Genomic DNA, 17,371 nt, shown 5'->3' with positions numbered 1-17,371 from the left:
AACTACAGAACAGTTGTATACGTTTTTGAAGTGCTATATAGTACAATACACACAAAGGAGCGTGGATAGCATGGGTAAGAACAACAGCGAACTACTTTTTCCAGCCGATCATGCCTTAAAGCTGTATGAGCAGGTTATCCATTATGTAGCTGTGCGGATCGATCGCGGGGATTGGCAAACAGACATGAAGCTGCCGTCCGTACGAAGCTTGGCTCAGGAGCTGGGTGTACATCGGCTAACTGTTTTCCGGGCATATCAGGAGTTGAAGCAACGAGGACTGGTCTATGTAAGGGACAAATCAGGATATTACGTTCATGCTTCCCAAGCGACTGGACATGCAAAATATGCTGGCTACTCGAGACATACGTCCATAGACCTCACGATTCACTCCAAATCTGCCCATGCGGCAGATGATCCGTCAGTTTCAGCCTGGAGAGGAATGGATGGACTTACCCGCGTTCAATCAGTGAATGCGAATTTCCAGTTTTCCAAAGCGCTGATTGACCCCTCTCTCCTGCCCAACCGATTTTGGGGAGAGCTGATGATGCAGGTTTTTGAAAAGCATCCGAAAGTAGCAGCCACCTATTCCGCTGTACAGGGTGATACCGAGCTTCGGGAGGCCATGGCGCAGCATTTTAGCGTGGATAAGCATTTTGCTTTATCACCGGATGAAGTGATGATTACCTCGGGAGCACAGCAAGCCATTGATTTAATTGCCCGATCTCTGCTCCATACAGGAGACCGTGTATTGATCGAACGCCCTGCTTATGGTCCTGCCATGGAAATATTCCGCAGACAAGGCGCACGTCTGACCATGACCGATATTCGACCAGAAGGATATGATATGGACCAGATTGAGTGGTGCATGAAAACGGAAAAACCACGTCTCTTTTATATGAATCCGACATTCCACAACCCGACGGGCTTTACGGTCCCCGATGAGCAACGCAAACGACTGCCTGAACTAGCCGAGCGCTACGGCTGCCTCATTGTTGAGGATGACAGCACCTATGACATCAGCTTTGGGCAAAAGCCTCCTTCTCCGATTTTCGCCTATGATGTTTCGGGAAGCGTCGTCTACATTCGAAGTTACAGTAAATATGTCGCACCCGGTCTACGAATCGCAGCCGTGACCTGCCGACCACAGCTCATGAACAGCCTGCTCAACGTCAAAGCGTTGGTGGACAATGGATCGCCACTGCTGAATCAAAAGCTATTTTTAGAATACTTTCAATCTCCACGTATGCAGCAGCATATTAAAAAACTATGTATCGCGCTCCAGATTCGTAAGGAAACGATGGAAGACAGTCTCCGCGATTCCGGTTGGACATGGACCAGCCCAGCGGGAGGACTCAACCTGTGGCTCCAGCTGCCTTCTACGTTGAAACCTAATGAATTACTTGCCAAAAGTGTACAAGAATCTGTATCCTTTGTCCCCGGCAATGTATTTGATCCCATCGGCGCAGAGGGTAAAACGCATGTACGACTGTCCTATTCATACGCCAACGAGCTACAAATCAAAGAAGGAATCTCCGCCCTTCTACGTATCAGTCGAACGATGTAAAGGTAAAATGCACCTTTATTCTAACGGCAAACTCATGCCGGTGTGTGCCAAACTAATCCCTTCCAGAAGCCCATAATTGCGTGTGACATCCACATCATGGGACATATGTGTAAACACTGTGCTTTGGGGCTTAAGCCTTCCTATAAGCTCCTGTGCCTCCAGCATGTCATATACAGAGCGGGTGGCATACTCGGCCTCCTCATGATAAAAACTCGTTCCCAGGACGAGCAAATTCAGATTGTGCAAAGGCAGAATTTCCGCCTCATTTAATCCAATCGAATCCGAACAGTAGGCCCACGAGAAGCCGTCCTTTTCCAGGCGATAAGCGTAGGCATATCCGTTCTTCCCGTGATTCACACGCCATCCCCGGATATTCCACCCGCCAAGTTGGGCTCCCTGATCTACTGGAATAAGATCCAAATTTCCAGAGAGCCAGGAAAATTGCCGCAAGATCGTGTCGATCACTTCCTGTGGCGCGTACAATCGACCTCTGTTCCCAGTCCAGCGACAGGCATCTGCCCATTCTGGTAATCCTCCAATATGGTCAAAATGTGCATGTGTCACAAGGATCGTAGGGATAAAACGCAGATCGCGTAATTCTAGCTGTCTGCGCCAGTCCGGGCCACAATCAATCATAAAGTCCTCCGTCTCGCTTTCGATCAGCACAGACGATCTCAATCTTATGTTCGCCCCTGTCGTGCGAGCTTCTGTGCATACGAGACAATCACAATATACACGCGGAACCCCCATTGCATCCCCCGTGCCAAGAAAAATAAGCCGATTCATGGTTTAACTCCTATCTATTTGGGTCTTTTTACTACTATTATAACGAACAGACCGATTCTACGTAAATCATCTGCGTAAATCCTTCCAGCGTCCAACGCCAAAAGGAGCATGCCCAAAGCCGTGAAATCAGGCTAGACATCCCCCCAAGCGTGATCATATATATTTGAGAATTTTGCAAAAGCCTGATTTTTAAATGATGATAGGCATGGGATCTTCCTTCAGGCGGTTTTCCACCATCCAGCTGGACTGGTCATTATATAGATAGGCTCGATGCACCAACACTCGCACCTGCTGACCAGGTTCCAGCGTAGACTTCTCCAGCGAACGGTACGTCATGAGACGATGGTCCCCAACTTGTACTTCAACCATCCACTCACTTCCACGAAAATGCAAATGCTTCACTACGCCTTCCTCGGTCGCCGACAGAAGCGTAAATTCCTCGCTTGGCCCGACATCAATATACTCCGGACGGATCAAGGCACGTGTTCCCACTCCAGCAGCTTCTTCGAAGCCTTTGAGACTGCCTGCCTGTTCAATCACCGTAGATTCCCCAATGAAGGAAGCCACGAACGGGGTACCCGGTTTTTTATAAATATCCCAAGGCGTTCCCTTCTGCTCCAGTCGTCCCTGATTAATCACCATAATTTCATCCGCTACTTCAATCGCCTCATCCTGATCATGGGTGACAAAAATTGAAGTAATGCCCACCCGCTCAATCAACTCTCGCAGCCAGGTGCGCAGCTCCTGACGAATCTTGGCATCAATAGCTGCAAAAGGCTCATCCAACAGCAGCAATTGAGGCTCTGGTGCCAAAGCACGCGCAAAAGCAACTCGCTGTCGCTGTCCACCTGACAACTGATGCGGATAACGATGCTCAAATCCTTTGAGCCCCGTTAGTTCGACCAACTCCGTGACCCGTTCCTTGATACGGGTTTTGGAGCTTTTTTTCACTTTCAGACCAAAGGCAATATTGTCGTAGACGCTCATGTGCTTGAACAAAGCATAGTTTTGAAATACAAATCCGATTCCACGTTCCTGCGGGGACAGCTCGTTTACCCTTTTTCCATGAAAATGAATTTCTCCCGCATCCGGTTGCTCCAGACCCGCCAAAATGCGAAGAATGGAGGTTTTCCCCCCACCACTTGGACCGAGTAAGCCAATAAGATGGCCCGCCTGAATATCAAAAGATACGTCCTTTACTGCATGAAAATTACCGAAATGCTTGTTTAATCCTCTTACTTCCACATGCATATCCGTACACTTCCTTTCCGCTTCTGGACCTGTTCAGGAACAGCAGCAGCCTTGCTTACCGCAAAGCACGTACCTCATTTAAAATCATTTAATTATTCCAATGCATATACTATGTTTTTTCTTATGTGATACTTTATCAAAGGAAGGTAATTTTCGTCAACTCTATATATTATATTAGGAATTAAAAGGGTAAAGTATTAGGAAGAAAGGAGATGGAGTTATTGTTGCATACTTTAGAATTATCCACTACACGGCGAGATGAAATTCGTGATATTACACGAGAGGTTGCTTCATTGATCGAAAAAAGCGGGGTGCAACAAGGAACCGCACTTGTTTATTGTCCACACACGACAGCCGGCATCGCCATTAATGAAAATGCAGACCCAGATGTCAAACATGATGTGATGTTAAGACTAGATGAAGTCTATCCGTGGGAGCATCCCCAATATCGCCATATGGAGGGAAATACAGCGTCCCACCTAAAATCCATCACGACAGGCCCCTCACAAACGATCATCATCCATGATGGAAAGCTGTTGCTCGGACGATGGCAAGGACTTTATTTTTGTGAATTCGACGGACCACGCAGACGTCAATACCATGTGAAAATCATGAAGGGCTGACGGAAACGGGTAAAAAAACAGACCATGATGTTTTCCTACTGGATGCATCATCGTCTGTTAAATTCTTAGTCGCTTTCGCAAAGTACCGTAATGATAAGTCACCGTCATGAAGTGCATACACCTAGAAAAGCGCCCTACATGTTCATGGGTGAAGCGTGTGAATGCAGGTACGCTCATAGGTGTCTGCACAGCAGCTTTACATGTGCTAAAGCAGCGGGCCTAATTTCTTCAAATGTTAAACCGTCCTGAATATAAAAGGATACAAAGCCATGCATGGATAAAAACAGACTTTTCGGTACCCTTGAGCAATCTTCCTCCGAATGCCCCTGACCACTCAATTCTTGACGGATCATGGATGCAAATAGTTCGACACAACGGTTTTGCTCTGTGCGACAGTATGCAAATAGTTCTTCATCGTGCATCATGAACATAATTTCGTATTGATATGGATTTTCCAAACCAAAACGGATAAATTCCAGCATCAAGTACTCTAGTCTGCTCAAGCCATCATCAGGTGTGCCTGTTGCTGCTTGCAGTAGAATCCCACGCAATGTATTAAAATCTTCAATCACAATGGCATAGAACAGTTCAGCCTTCTCTTTAAAATGATAGTATAACGAACCATGACTGTAACCCAGATGCTGGCCAATGCTGCGCATTGAAATCGCACGGTAGCCCTTGGTAATAAACAAGTGCCTGGCCGCTTCCAGAATCCGCCCTCTTGACAACTCCTGTTCTACTGCTCTTCTAGCCATATTATTTATTCCCCTTCAATAAAGTAAAGCTGCTCTCCCTCCGACACAAGCGATTGCCCCTGCGTCAAGTCTGTTATCCAGTTGCTAAAGGATTCCGCATCACCAGCCAGCGGCAGACAGGTTAAGGTAACTTTATCCGTAAACATTGTTTCTCCAGTGCGGATGCTGCGATTGCGTAATTCATTTTCCACTTTGCCCAACCAGGTATAATCCAATTCTACAAAAACTTCACGATGCAGCACACGCGTAATTGCATCCCCTGCCTCGATTGCTGCAACAGCACCATCTGAATACGCGCGAATCAGACCGCCTGCTCCCAGCAAAATCCCACCAAAGTAACGGGTAACAACAATAGCGACATTTTTCAGCTTCTGGTTGCGGATCACCTCCAAAATAGGCTTTCCAGCCGTACCGCTCGGTTCTCCGTCATCCGATTGCTTTTGGATTTCGTCTCTTTCCCCAATCATGTAAGCAGAACAATTATGGGTAGCGTTCCAATGCTCTTTTTTGATGCGCTCTATGAAAGCAACTGCTTCTTCCTCAGTTTGAACAGGCTGAATATGGCCGATAAAACGGGATTTTCGGATCACAATTTCCTTGTTGCCGGCACCGCGTACGGTTCGGTATTGTTCCAACATACACGTATAACCTTCCTTACTTCATTTTACAAGAAAGCAGTCCCCCGCTACTGGCAGCTGGTGAACTGCTTTCCTGTACTTTAATTGCTGCTATACACTATAACACTTCTGACCGAAATCCTGTTTCGCATCAGAGATTACAGCACTCTTATTCAGACAATCTCGCTTCAAGCTCAGCTTTTTCTTTTTCGAAGCCTGGTTTACCGAGCAGCGCAAACATGTTCTTCTTGTAAGCTTCTACGCCCGGTTGATCGAACGGATTTACACCCAACAGGTAGCCGCTGATGCCGCAAGCTTTTTCGAAGAAATAAGCAAGATAGCCGAAAGAGTAAGGGCTTAAGTCAGGAATATTTACAATCAAGTTCGGTACTTGTCCGTCTGTGTGAGCCAGCAATGTACCTTGGAATGCTTTTTTATTTACAAAATCCACAGTTTTGCCTGCCAGGAAATTCAGTCCGTCCAGATCATCCTCATCTGCTTCGATGGTGATGTGACTAGGTACATTTTCTACTTGGATTACCGTTTCGAAAATATTGCGGCTGCCTTCCTGAATGAATTGTCCCATGGAGTGCAGGTCTGTCGAGAAATCAACAGAAGCAGGATAAATGCCTTTGTAATCCTTGCCTTCGCTTTCTCCGTACAACTGTTTCCACCACTCGGATACAAAATGAAGAGACGGCTCATAGTTTACGAGAATTTCAATTGCTTTACCTTTGCGGTACAAAGCGTTACGAACGGCTGCATATTGATAAGCTTCGTTCTCAGCTACATTCGGGTTGCTGTATTCTTTGGAAGCGTCTGCCGCCCCCTGCATCATTTCTTCGATGTTAATGCCTGCAGTAGCAATCGGCAACAAGCCTACTGCTGTCAGCACGGAGTAACGACCACCCACATCATCAGGAATAATGAAGGATTCGTAGCCTTCTTCGTTAGCCAGTTTTTTCAAAGCGCCACGTTCTTTATCGGTCGTTGCATAAATACGTTTGCGCGCTTCTTCTTTACCGTATTTTTTCTCCAGAGCTGCACGGAATACGCGGAATGCGATAGCTGGCTCTGTTGTCGTACCTGATTTGGAAATGACGTTCACAGAGAAGTCTTTACCTTCAATCAGTTCCAACAGATGATTCACATATGTAGAGCTGATGTTGTTGCCTGCAAAATAGATAGCTGGGCCCTTGCGTTGATCTTTAGGCAGTGCATTGTAGAAAGAATGCGACAGCATTTCGATCGCAGCACGTGCTCCAAGGTAAGAACCGCCGATACCGATTACGATCAGTACTTCGGAATCGCTTTGAATTTTAGCAGCAGCCTTTTGGATGCGCGCAAACTCTTCTTTATCATAATTGGTAGGCAGGTCGATCCAACCTAAGAAATCGGAACCTACACCGGTTTGGTTGTGCAATTGCTCATGAGCCAGCTTGATAGGCTCTGCAAAATAATCAATTTCGTGCTGACCTACAAAGGAGAGCGCTTTAGTGTAATCAAAAATAACTTTTTTAGACATGTTTGGAACCTCCTGTTTGGTATTACTAAGACCATGAATACGAACATAAGGACTTAGGAATAGGATACTTTAATTTGCTGGGCCTGACAAGCTTACGTTACCTGTGTATCCTGTACTTGACAGTCCCTCCTGTAGATAGGGTAGCATGCCCATGCTACAATTAACTGAGATCAACCTGTTTCAATATTCAATTCAGGGCCGACTCGCATCTGCATCGGACGGCAACTTCCAACAAGAAAGGTGATTAGCAATGAAAAACATCGGATTTATCGGACTGGGCACCATGGGCGCCCCGATGGCATCCAATCTGCTAAAGCAGGGATTCGGAGTCACAGTTTATAATCGCACCGCTTCGCGCTGCGAGCCACTGGAAGAGCAAGGCGCACGTACAGCTTCAACCCCTCGTGAAGCAGCTGAAGGTCAGCACTTGGTCATTACCATGGTCAGTGATGATCATTCCATTCGTGACATCTATTACGGCGAAGACGGTGTGTTTGCCGGCCTTACGGCTGGCATGACCGTGATGGACAACAGCACGATTTCACCTGAGCTGGTCAAACAACTAGCCGCCGAAGCGGACAAGCTGGGCTGTTCCTTCATTGATGCTCCCGTAACAGGCAGTAAGCCTGCCGCTGTAGACGGCACACTCGTGTTCATGGTTGGTGGTAATGCAGAAGCCATTGCGGCACAATCAGATGTTTTTGATACCCTGGGCAAAAAGGTACTTCATATGGGACCTAATGGAAGCGGGGCCGTAGCCAAGCTCGCTCATAATACGATGGTCGGTATTCATAACCTCGCTCTGGCTGAAGGCTTTGCTATCGCGGCTAAATCCGGCATCCCGGCAGACAGCTTCCTTGAATTGGTACAACTCGGATCGGCAGGCAGCAAGGCCGCTGACCTGAAAGGGCGCAAAATCATTGAGCATGATTTTAGCAACCAGTTCTCACTTGCCTTGATGCTTAAGGACTTGAAGCTTGCTTCCTCACTAACAGACAGCCTGTCCATCCCCGCACCTATGTTATCCATTGCCAAAAGCCTATTTCAAGCCGGGCAAACGCAAGGCTACGGCGACGAGGACCTATCCGCTGTCGTGAAGACATACGAAGCATGGATTGGCCGCACCATTGGTGGTCAACCTCTCGAATAAGCTGTACCTTTCTGTGTAACTATACTGCTGTGCTTGTGTACATATGGCATAGCTTTAGGGTAAGCACACTTAGCTTGAAGGCTGAGTGTGCTTACCCGTTTTAGCTTACTATTCGGGATAAGAACAGCAATAATCAGTTACACTTCGTACTTCCAGCTTGAAGGAAGACTTTGCAGGTACGTGAAAGGTTGCTGTCCCTTGTATTTCCAGCCATTCCTCAGTACCTGGAAGTAACACTCTCAGATCCCCTGCCAAAATCTCCATAATCTCACGGGAATCCGTGCCGAACTCGTACGTTCCTGGCAGCATAATCCCCAGTGTAACCTTACTACCGTCACCCAGGATGACTGTACGGCTTGTAACCTGACCATCGTAATAAACGTTTGCTTTTTTAACTACGCTTACTCCATCAAACTGTGTCATTCGTTATCCCCTCATCTGCTCTCAATGGTTGAATGAATATTGGTGCATCATAACATAGATTTGATTCCAGCTTCAGTATGAAAATACACACTGTATCACGTATACAATACACTGGAATTCCAAAGTGATCTTTTCGCAAAACATCAACTGTATGAAACAAACAGCCGTAAGCCTTACTCAGGTTACGACTGTCTGTTTTAGATGCTCCAATGTTTTATTTCAACAAAGCTTTCACACGGCTAACAACATTCTCTACTGTAAAGCCGTATTCCTTAATCACGCGATCGCCAGGTGCGGATGCGCCGAATGTACTGATACCGAGAATGTCGCCTTGGTCGCCAACATATTTTTCCCAGCCCAGTGGATATGCCATTTCTACAGCCAAACGAGCTTTCACTTCTGGCAGCAGAACGGAATCTTTGTATGCTTTGTCTTGTTTTTCGAACAGATCCCAGCTTGGGAAGCTGATAACACGTACTTGAATACCTTGTTCTGCCAGTGCTTCCTGAGCTTTAACAGCCAATTGCACTTCGGAGCCTGTAGCTAGAATTTGAGCAACTGGTTTGCCATCTGTTGCATCTGCAACCACATAAGCACCGCGTTTGATACCTTCGCGTGCATGCTCAGCACTAGCAGCCAGGATTGGCAGGTTTTGACGAGTTAATACCAGAGCAACCGGGTTTTTCTTGTTTTCCAGCGTGTAAGCCCAAGCAGCAGAAGTTTCATTACCGTCCGCTGGACGAATTACTGTCAAGTTCGGGATAATACGCAGGGAAGCCAATTGCTCGATCGGCTCATGAGTCGGACCATCTTCACCTACAGCAATACTGTCGTGAGTCAGAACGTAGGTTACAGGCAATCCCATCAGAGCTGCCAGACGAACAGCTGGACGCAGATAGTCTGTAAATACGAAGAATGTACCGCCGAATACTTTTACACCTTGGTGCAACGCCATACCGTTCATCGCAGCAGCCATACCAAATTCGCGGATACCGAAATAGATGTTACGACCGGCGTAGTCTTCTGGCGTAAAGTTCGTCAGGTTGTTCAAATGTGTCATCGTGGAGCTCTCCAGATCGGCAGATCCGCCTGTTAGGAAAGGTACGTTTGGAGCTAATCCATTCAGAGCATTACCAGAAGCTACACGAGTCGAAACGGCTTTGTCTTCAGTCGTGTACTTCGGAAGGTCACGATCCCATCCTTCTGGGAGATCGCCGTTTACAGCTGTTTCGAACTGAGCTGCCAAATCAGGGTGAGCTGCTTTGTATTTGGCGAACTGTTCATCCCATGCTTTGTTCGCTGCGATACCGCGCTCTTTTACTTTAGCAAAATGCTCGCGAACCTCTTGTGGTACGTGGAAGTCCTCTTCGTATACCCATTTGTAGAATTCTTTAGTCAGCTTGGCTTCTTCTGATCCCAGCGGGGAACCATGAGTACCGCCGTGTCCGCCTTTACCTTGTTTGTTCGGGCTTCCGTAGCCGATGACAGTTTTCACTTCAATCAGCGTAGGACGTGTCGAGTCGCCTTGCGCTTCTTCAATGGCTTTTTGGATGGCTGGAAGGTCGTTACCATCTTCTACGCGCAGTACTTGCCAGTTGTAAGCTTCAAAGCGTTTGGCAACACTCTCGGAAGAGGACAGATTAAGCTTGCCGTCCAGTGTAATATCATTGGAATCAAACAATACAATCAGCTTGCCCAGTTGTAAGCGACCAGCCAGCGAGGCAGCCTCGTGGGAAATACCCTCCATCAGATCGCCATCGCCGCAGATTGCATACGTGAAGTGATCTACAACTTTAAATTCGTCCTTATTATATGTTGCGCCCAGTTGAGCTTCAGCCATTGCCATACCTACGGACATTGCGAGACCTTGTCCCAGAGGACCGGTTGTAGCATCTACACCAGCAGTGTGGCCAAACTCAGGGTGGCCCGGTGTAAGGCTGCCCCATTGACGGAATTGTTTCAGTTCTTCCATAGGAAGATCATAGCCGCTCAGGTGCAGAAGGCTGTATAGCAACATGGAACCGTGTCCTGCAGACAATACAAAACGGTCACGGTTAACCCATGTAGGTTGATCGGGATTATGATTCATCGTTTTAGCAAAAAGTTGGTATCCCATTGGCGCGGAGCCCATCGGCATACCAGGATGTCCCGAGTTTGCTTTCTCGATGGCGTCAATTGCCAACGTACGAATAGTTGTGATGGACAAATTGTCGATCGTGGAGTTTTCATCCTTTTGAATCGCTTGGTTCTGGTCAGTCATGGTTAGCCTCCTCATATTGTAAAAAGTATGTCAATTGCATTCGGTCATACTCCCCAACATCACCGCCTGATACAAAAACGATATCTGTTGAAGTGAGTGAATCTGCTTGAATGTTTCAATATGACTTATACATTCTTAAGTATTGTACCATTTGCCGTGAAAGTTTGCCAGATCGTTTATAAAGATGATTGTGGGAAATGTAGTACCGTGTCCTCATATAAATATACCCGTAATGTATTAACCTCATTTAAAAAAATATAAAATCACAAAAATATTATGTACTGACCGGCTATAAGGCTAATAATTCACATGAGGATTTTGCAAAATCCTTATATAAAAAAACAAAGCCCGTTATGCGATGGGCTTTGTTTAACAAAAAATATAGATTCACAAATTTTTTCTAAAATTTTAAGATTAGTTAAAAACGACTGTTTTGTTCTCATGAACCAGAATACGATCCTCTGCATGCCACTTCACGGCTCTTGCCAAAACGACCCGCTCTATGGTGCGACCGATCCGTTTTAGCTCATTTACATCATCTCCGTGGCTTACACGCTGCACGTCCTGCTCAATGATCGGGCCGCCGTCCAATTCTTCAGTTACATAATGCGCAGTAGCACCAATAATTTTCACACCGCGATTATAGGCTTGGGCATATGGCTTCCCACCCACGAATGCAGGCAGAAAGGAATGATGGATATTGATAATTCGGTTGCGATAATGCTCAATAAACTTGGGAGATATAATCTGCATGTAACGGGCCAAAATGATAACGTCAATGTCTTCGCCAATAACCTCTAGTTGGCGACGCTCCGCCTCCGGCTTGGTATCGGCGGTTACCGGAATATGGTGATATGGGATACCAAACGATTCCACATACTCCTTCATATCCGGATGATTACTAACCACCAATGAAATATCCGCGTCCAGATCTCCTGCCTGCCATTGCCACAGCAGTTCTACCAAACAGTGATCTTCTTTGGAAACGAAAATAGCCAGTTTTTTCTTGCGGCTAACCGCAGAAATCGTCCACTCCATACGGAATTGCTCAGCAACAGCGGCAAAATCCTGCTCCAACTGTGGCTGGGTTGCACTCAAATTCGGCAGATCAAATTCAATCCGCATAAAAAACATACCGCCCGACGGGTCCATTGTATATTGGTCAGATTGAACGATATTGGCCCCATGCTCGTACAAAAAACGGGACACGGCCGCTACAATACCTGGTCCATCTGGACAAGATACAAGCATACGCGCTCGGTTTTCATGGGCTGATAGAGTGCTATTTGGCTGATGTTTTGCGTGAATTTCCATGTGGCTATTAATCCCCCTTAGCTTATACCGTCACTGGCAAATGACTGCCGGCAAACCAGGCAATCAACCGTTGATTAATGTGTTCTTCGCTCAAATCTGGAAATAGTGCTGCTTCCGTTATCATGTCATACAGACGCTCCAACGGTTCACGTGGATCGGCTTTTCTTGCTTTGGCATCATTTTTCAGCAGAGCCCAGGTGTCCAGCACAAATTTACGGACATCCACATCCTGTTTTTTGAAAAACGAATGCAATTGCTCAACCTGACCCAAAAACTCATCCCCAAAGCGCTCCTTTACATTTCCGCGAAGCAGGGCAATTTCAACCTCATACATCGGACGCTGAGTTTTGGCTTCCTTCCCAATCCATGGCGTCTCCAAAATAAACGGACGTCCTTGAAGTGCTTCATGATGCACCACATTATGAATAGTCTGATAGCCAATCCAGCCTGATCCGATCGGAGTATGGCGGTCTTTATGAGCGCCAACTGGATTTTTACTGTCATTAATGTGAACAACTGCAATGCGATTCAAGCCAACAATACGGTCGAATTGCTCCAATACACCGTCCAGATCATTTACGATATCATAACCCGCATCGTGAATGTGACAGGTATCCATACAAACCGTAAGACGCTCGTTACGCTCTACTTTATCTATAATGGAGGCAATCTCCTCAAAGCTACGCCCCATTTCCGTTCCTTTGCCTGCCATCGTTTCAAGCGCGATGTTAACATCTGTCTCCTTCACGCCGTTCAGTACCTCGTTCAAACCATCGGCAATACGCCCGATCCCATATTCCGCATCCTTATCGGTAAAAGCGCCCGGATGCAGCACAATATTTTTCACACCTATCGCGTGTGTGCGCCGAATTTCCTCCTGAAGAAAGCTGACCGCAAGCTCATAGGTATTTTCTTTGTAAGAGCCAAGGTTGATGATATACGGGGCATGCACCACGATATCTTCCATTCCCTTCTCAGCCATTAACTGCTTGCCTTCCTCCAAATACATGGACTCCATCGGCTTACGACGCGTGTTTTGCGGTGCTCCCGTGTATATCATAAAGGAGCTGGACCCGTAAGTAGACGCTTCTTTTGTAGCGCTGAGCAGACCCTTGTCCGAGAAGGACACATGAGAACCAATTTTCAGCATGACCCTGATTCATCCCCTTATCCTGTTATGCTTGTCTTATTTTAATTTAATCATTTTAACGTGATTATTGAAATCAAACAACATAGCTTTTATGGCAACTTTCTTAAATCAGGATTTTGCAAAATTCGATTCCAGTCGCTCCAAAGTGCAATATACAGACGAACCAGACCATTTCGATCAATATATTCTTCATTGAAAGTCGCTTATTGGGCTTTTGCAAAATCCTCAAATAACTCTATTAAGGGAATACGTAGATAAAGTACACATCAGAATATATGTTAGTCAAACAGGGGTAAATAAAATCATGGATTGACACTTAACCGTATAAAGGACATTCATATGAAGTTTTTTTCTCTCGAAAAGGGTTATATTCTATAACGGATGTATTTTTTGTGAATTGGAAGGAGAGCTGGCTCCATGAACATCATCGTATGTGGAGGAACTGGATTGGTGGGGAGTGCACTGGTCAAAAGCCTGCTAGACGACGGATACACCGTGAAAGTCGTTACCCGCAAGCCACTGGTAGGACACGAAGCGAGCCCCCGCTTGCAATATATGAGCTGGAACGAATTAAAACAAAAGCCTGAAGTACTGGAAGGCACAGATGCGGTCGTTAATTTAGCAGGCGAAACGCTGAATCAGCGCTGGACGGATAAGTCCAAACAAAGAATTCTTCAATCTCGACTGCTATCTGTTGCCCGGTTGGCTCAAGCATTGAATGCTCTACAAAAAAAACCGAAAGTAATCATTCAGGCTTCTGCTGTTGCCGCCTATGGTACATCCCTGACCGAAACATTCGATGAAACGAGCCCGCGCTGTTCGGGAGATTTTCTGTCTCAGGTGGTTGAGCAATGGGAAGAAGCAGCCAATGCCTACCCTTCTGAAGCCCGTTTAATTAAGTTACGCATTAGCCTTGTGCTGGACAGAAAAAAAGGGGCATTCCCACTCATGAAGATGCCTTATAGCTTCGGATTCGGCGGCAAAATAGGTAGCGGCCATCAATGGATGAGCTGGATTCATATTGAAGATATCGTTCGTCTGATCACGTACTGCATCCATACGACGGAAATTGTCGGGGCAGTGAATGCTTCATCACCACAACCCTTGACGAACGACCAGTTTGGGAGGACAGTAGCTACGGTATATCACCGTCCGTACTGGTTTCCCGTCCCCAGCATTCTCGTTTCAAAGCTAGTTGGTGAGATGAGCACGCTAGTATTGGATGGTCAGAAGGTGATACCGCGCAAAGCGCTGGAGCACGGATTTAAGTTTCACTATCCTTCACTTAAGGACGCTCTTAAAGAACTCCATTCTTCCCAAAAACAGCATTGAATTGAAAAAGAGGAACTCCTGGCTGGTAGGTAGTGTCACTACCAGCTTAGGGTTCCTCTTTTTAGTCAGATACAATCTCTCAAGCAGACTGCAAGTTATTAAGATGCCCCATTTTATTCCCATGAATAGTCCACTATTCATAAAGAAAGAAGCTCTGAATATAACAGGCCTCTTCTTGACATATATCCATATAACCTTCATTTATGATGCATTGGAGGATTTAAAAGAGTCCAACCGGTAAGTATAAGAAACTCCAGCGATTTTAAAAGTATCTCCATCCTTCATTGTGTACTCCTTATAAGGCACCATAGGCTCTCCATTCAGAACAGTTCCATTCGTCGAGGATAAATCCTTAACAATGTGGCTATGTTCTCCTGTAACTATGCAAAGCTCAATATGAGAACGGGAAGCTCCATCCGTATGCTCTACAAACTGAACCAGTTGCGGATCTCTCCCGATGATAAAACTGCCTGCAACGAATTGGTCTGGCTGCAACCGGATGCGCTCTGTCCCTCCACTACCTGGTGGCTTGCGATCCAGGCAAGCCATCGGTGATTGCTGCACTGGTGAAATCTGCATCTCTTGATCTGCACGAAGCAGCATCGTTTCCTGCTTAGATGCAGCATTTAGAAGCTCCGTTACCCCGGAGAGAGACTTATAATAAGCCTCACTGGTATCACTGGCTTCCAATTCATTTCCCCGTTCCGCACCTTTCCACGATGGCTCGTGTAAGTCAAAATTCGCTGAAGTTTTCTTACTATTTTCCATAACTCGATTTCCCACGCTCTTATATTCTGAGTTTGGAAAAGTCCATCTCCAGTTCTCCTGCCCTTGATCACTCGAATCGGAAGATTGCTTGTCTTGATGATGACGTCCCGCTACAAATCCGGTCAGCTTATCTACCTGATAACGATCATTTTTGCGCTGTACTGGGGAAGAAGTAGTTCCTAACCATTCCGAATCCAATACAGGTACTGAATCGCTGTACATATGAGATGAAGTTCGATTGCGCTCCCATTTCCCCGTCCAGCTTATATAAGCAACAGCGGCAAGTACCAAGGTCAGCACCACGGAAATAATCAACGGTACCGTCTCTGGATGGTCCAGATAAATATAACGCCACACGATGGCCGAAGCGAGCAGACATCCGAGAGCAATGTAGGTTTTATATTTTTGCAATCCAGACTCCACATCTTCTACTTCGTTTTCTGTTACATGCTCGGAATTCTCCTCTGGTTTCACGGACGGTTTGAGCCGATTGATCCGTTTAAGCTCCTGAATCTCCTGTAGAGTTTCCCGATGCTCTCGCGCGTATGTTCCGCCACGATCCGTATAGTTCCCCTGTGAGGTATGGGCAGATAGGATAGGATCAGCTGATGAAAAAGCTCGCTCTTCCATACTTTCTGCCTGCACGCTAACACTCTCTGTACCAGCCTTCATTCCTTGCAACAGCAGTTCCTTTAGCAAACCCAATTCAAATTCATTTCTATCACACAGATCGAGTATGCGTTGTATATTTTCTCCCTGAAAGTGGGCCACACGAGTCATTAAACGAATAACCATCTGCTTAAATTGACTGCCTGTTTGCCCTGCATACTGTACACTGCGTAAAGGAACATAGGTTAAACTGGCGGTTTCCCTTGTACCTGAACCACTTAGAAAAATATAATCCTCGTGCAAAATAAACTGGCGAATATCTAACATATATTGCGGGCTGCGATGGAGGGCATCTGCCACTTCAAAAAGAATCCGGTAGAAATCAGAAGTCGACACGCCCCCACCTTTCCATAATTGGGAAAGCATGCGTTGCCCCGAAATGTCGTAATGTAACTCAATCTGAAAATCGACTTCCTTTATTCTAAGTTCCAGTAGACCGGGAATCCGATTACCAGTCATCATTCCAGTTTGCACGGAATTTAAATCATCGGTTTTGAGCCCGTCTTCCTTGTTTAGAATCATAAATGTCCCGCCGTTCCGGGCAAAATCCCTGCTTAAACCAAACAATTCATGACCTCCTTAACAATTTCCTATCTCCGTGAGGTAGCATGATCTCCCCCAGCGGACATGTCATGGCAAGAAGTAAAGATAAGCACTGATCGCCCCCGGAATGACTGCCGTCATAAAAGGAAACCTGAGGTGTGCTTCATTTCCACTGGTCAGTGCTTTTCCACTGCGAAATAGAAAAAATCCTCCTAAATTAAAAGCTACGCGCCGCAGTCTCATGATGGTTTCCCTCTTCCATAGCAAAATCCCTATGCCAATAATACCTGCAAAAAAAATCGAATATAAAGCTGACTGCCATGCAAAAGCGGCACCTGTCCATGCTCCAATCAAGCCGAACAGCTTCACATCTCCTGCACCAACAGCTCCCATCCAGTACAAAATCAGCATGAACCCAAATCCGGTACCCAGTCCAGCAACAGCAAATAAAAAACCGTGCCATCCCCCAAATAGAGTATTGAATACCAAGCCTACCACTATGCCGGGCAATGTAAGCTTATTAGGGATTTTCATGCTACGTAAATCCGTAACTAACGCGATCGCGAGCAGAACTCCGCATACAATATACATCCACGTCAATGCGATCTTCCCCCTTTATAAAATAGAACTAGCAGACTGCC

The 17,371-nt window shown here is 46.2% G+C and carries 15 protein-coding genes; 4 read left to right on the top strand and 11 right to left on the bottom strand.

Annotated elements, in window-relative coordinates; all coding sequences use genetic code 11:
- Positions 1–70 precede the first annotated feature (70 nt).
- Positions 71–1,564 carry an aminotransferase-like domain-containing protein gene (locus ACYCS5_RS21700; RefSeq protein WP_449291629.1) on the top strand — a complete coding sequence of 498 codons (1,494 nt, stop codon included), beginning with the start codon at positions 71–73 and terminating at the stop codon, positions 1,562–1,564.
- A gap of 15 nt (positions 1,565–1,579) precedes the next feature.
- On the opposite strand, the gene ACYCS5_RS21695 is transcribed toward ACYCS5_RS21700, so the two are convergent.
- On the bottom strand, positions 1,580–2,350 hold the full coding sequence (locus ACYCS5_RS21695; protein WP_029516381.1) for an MBL fold metallo-hydrolase: 771 nt from the start codon (positions 2,348–2,350) through the stop codon (positions 1,580–1,582).
- A 189-nt stretch (positions 2,351–2,539) separates the two neighbouring features.
- Entirely contained in the window at positions 2,540–3,601 is a 1,062-nt protein-coding gene (locus tag ACYCS5_RS21690; RefSeq protein ID WP_029516380.1) for a sulfate/molybdate ABC transporter ATP-binding protein, read from the bottom strand.
- Positions 3,602–3,822: 221 nt separating this feature from the next.
- Between ACYCS5_RS21690 and ACYCS5_RS21685 the strand changes: the two genes are divergently transcribed.
- Positions 3,823–4,224 (top strand): secondary thiamine-phosphate synthase enzyme YjbQ, encoded by a 402-nt coding sequence (locus tag ACYCS5_RS21685; protein ID WP_029516379.1) that lies wholly within the window; start codon positions 3,823–3,825, stop codon positions 4,222–4,224.
- 173 nt (positions 4,225–4,397) lie between these two features.
- Here the strand turns inward: ACYCS5_RS21685 and ACYCS5_RS21680 are convergent, their stop codons facing one another.
- The 3 genes from ACYCS5_RS21680 to ACYCS5_RS21670 all read right to left on the bottom strand — a co-directional run bounded on the left by ACYCS5_RS21680 (position 4,398) and on the right by ACYCS5_RS21670 (position 7,121).
- On the bottom strand, positions 4,398–4,979 hold the full coding sequence (locus tag ACYCS5_RS21680; RefSeq protein ID WP_029516378.1) for a TetR/AcrR family transcriptional regulator: 582 nt from the start codon (positions 4,977–4,979) through the stop codon (positions 4,398–4,400).
- A 5-nt stretch (positions 4,980–4,984) separates the two neighbouring features.
- Positions 4,985–5,617 (bottom strand): YigZ family protein, encoded by a 633-nt coding sequence (locus tag ACYCS5_RS21675; RefSeq protein ID WP_029516377.1) that lies wholly within the window; start codon positions 5,615–5,617, stop codon positions 4,985–4,987.
- 148 nt (positions 5,618–5,765) lie between these two features.
- Complete coding sequence (locus ACYCS5_RS21670) at positions 5,766–7,121, bottom strand: glucose-6-phosphate isomerase (RefSeq protein ID WP_013369975.1); 1,356 nt, start codon at positions 7,119–7,121, stop codon at positions 5,766–5,768.
- A 250-nt stretch (positions 7,122–7,371) separates the two neighbouring features.
- On the opposite strand from ACYCS5_RS21670, the gene ACYCS5_RS21665 reads away from it, so the two are divergent.
- A complete protein-coding gene (locus ACYCS5_RS21665) occupies positions 7,372–8,271 on the top strand; it encodes an NAD(P)-dependent oxidoreductase (RefSeq protein WP_029516376.1) in 900 nt (299 codons plus the stop codon).
- Between the two features lie 108 nt (positions 8,272–8,379).
- On the opposite strand, the gene ppnP is transcribed toward ACYCS5_RS21665, so the two are convergent.
- The 4 genes from ppnP to ACYCS5_RS21645 all read right to left on the bottom strand — a co-directional run bounded on the left by ppnP (position 8,380) and on the right by ACYCS5_RS21645 (position 13,418).
- Positions 8,380–8,694, bottom strand: coding sequence for a pyrimidine/purine nucleoside phosphorylase (gene ppnP, locus ACYCS5_RS21660; RefSeq protein WP_013309288.1), 315 nt, complete (start codon positions 8,692–8,694; stop codon positions 8,380–8,382).
- Between the two features lie 214 nt (positions 8,695–8,908).
- Complete coding sequence (tkt, locus tag ACYCS5_RS21655) at positions 8,909–10,954, bottom strand: transketolase (protein ID WP_029516375.1); 2,046 nt, start codon at positions 10,952–10,954, stop codon at positions 8,909–8,911.
- A gap of 414 nt (positions 10,955–11,368) precedes the next feature.
- Entirely contained in the window at positions 11,369–12,268 is a 900-nt protein-coding gene (gene purU, locus ACYCS5_RS21650; protein ID WP_459760101.1) for a formyltetrahydrofolate deformylase, read from the bottom strand.
- A 22-nt stretch (positions 12,269–12,290) separates the two neighbouring features.
- A complete protein-coding gene (locus tag ACYCS5_RS21645) occupies positions 12,291–13,418 on the bottom strand; it encodes a deoxyribonuclease IV (protein ID WP_029516373.1) in 1,128 nt (375 codons plus the stop codon).
- A gap of 417 nt (positions 13,419–13,835) precedes the next feature.
- Here ACYCS5_RS21645 and ACYCS5_RS21640 point away from each other — a divergent pair, with 417 nt between their 5' ends.
- The gene (locus ACYCS5_RS21640; protein WP_029516372.1) at positions 13,836–14,750 is read left to right on the top strand and encodes a TIGR01777 family oxidoreductase; all 915 of its coding nucleotides are present in this window, start codon (positions 13,836–13,838) and stop codon (positions 14,748–14,750) included.
- Positions 14,751–14,951: 201 nt separating this feature from the next.
- On the opposite strand, the gene ACYCS5_RS21635 is transcribed toward ACYCS5_RS21640, so the two are convergent.
- Both ACYCS5_RS21635 and ACYCS5_RS21630 read right to left on the bottom strand, forming a co-directional pair.
- Positions 14,952–16,754: a DUF6382 domain-containing protein gene (locus ACYCS5_RS21635; RefSeq protein ID WP_459760100.1), complete on the bottom strand. Its 1,803-nt coding sequence runs from the start codon at positions 16,752–16,754 to the stop codon at positions 14,952–14,954.
- A gap of 63 nt (positions 16,755–16,817) precedes the next feature.
- A complete protein-coding gene (locus ACYCS5_RS21630) occupies positions 16,818–17,330 on the bottom strand; it encodes an A24 family peptidase (RefSeq protein WP_025722689.1) in 513 nt (170 codons plus the stop codon).
- Between the last annotated feature and the right edge of the window lie 41 nt (positions 17,331–17,371).

This window comes from Paenibacillus sp. SEL3, from assembly GCF_054602585.1.
The sequence above is the reverse complement of the archived record's forward strand: the minus strand, read 5'-3'. Positions and strand labels throughout refer to the sequence as shown.

Excerpts from the sequence above, each read along its gene's own strand:
- ACYCS5_RS21700 (WP_449291629.1), top strand. The coding sequence starts at position 71 with ATGGGTAAGAACAACAGCGAACTACTTTTTCCAGCCGATCATGCCTTA.
- ACYCS5_RS21695 (WP_029516381.1), bottom strand. The coding sequence starts at position 2,350 with ATGAATCGGCTTATTTTTCTTGGCACGGGGGATGCAATGGGGGTTCCG.
- ACYCS5_RS21690 (WP_029516380.1), bottom strand. The coding sequence starts at position 3,601 with ATGCATGTGGAAGTAAGAGGATTAAACAAGCATTTCGGTAATTTTCAT.
- ACYCS5_RS21680 (WP_029516378.1), bottom strand. The coding sequence starts at position 4,979 with ATGGCTAGAAGAGCAGTAGAACAGGAGTTGTCAAGAGGGCGGATTCTG.
- ACYCS5_RS21675 (WP_029516377.1), bottom strand. The coding sequence starts at position 5,617 with ATGTTGGAACAATACCGAACCGTACGCGGTGCCGGCAACAAGGAAATT.
- ACYCS5_RS21670 (WP_013369975.1), bottom strand. The coding sequence starts at position 7,121 with ATGTCTAAAAAAGTTATTTTTGATTACACTAAAGCGCTCTCCTTTGTA.
- ACYCS5_RS21665 (WP_029516376.1), top strand. The coding sequence starts at position 7,372 with ATGAAAAACATCGGATTTATCGGACTGGGCACCATGGGCGCCCCGATG.
- ppnP (WP_013309288.1), bottom strand. The coding sequence starts at position 8,694 with ATGACACAGTTTGATGGAGTAAGCGTAGTTAAAAAAGCAAACGTTTAT.
- tkt (WP_029516375.1), bottom strand. The coding sequence starts at position 10,954 with ATGACTGACCAGAACCAAGCGATTCAAAAGGATGAAAACTCCACGATC.
- purU (WP_459760101.1), bottom strand. The coding sequence starts at position 12,268 with ATGGAAATTCACGCAAAACATCAGCCAAATAGCACTCTATCAGCCCAT.
- ACYCS5_RS21645 (WP_029516373.1), bottom strand. The coding sequence starts at position 13,418 with ATGCTGAAAATTGGTTCTCATGTGTCCTTCTCGGACAAGGGTCTGCTC.
- ACYCS5_RS21640 (WP_029516372.1), top strand. The coding sequence starts at position 13,836 with ATGAACATCATCGTATGTGGAGGAACTGGATTGGTGGGGAGTGCACTG.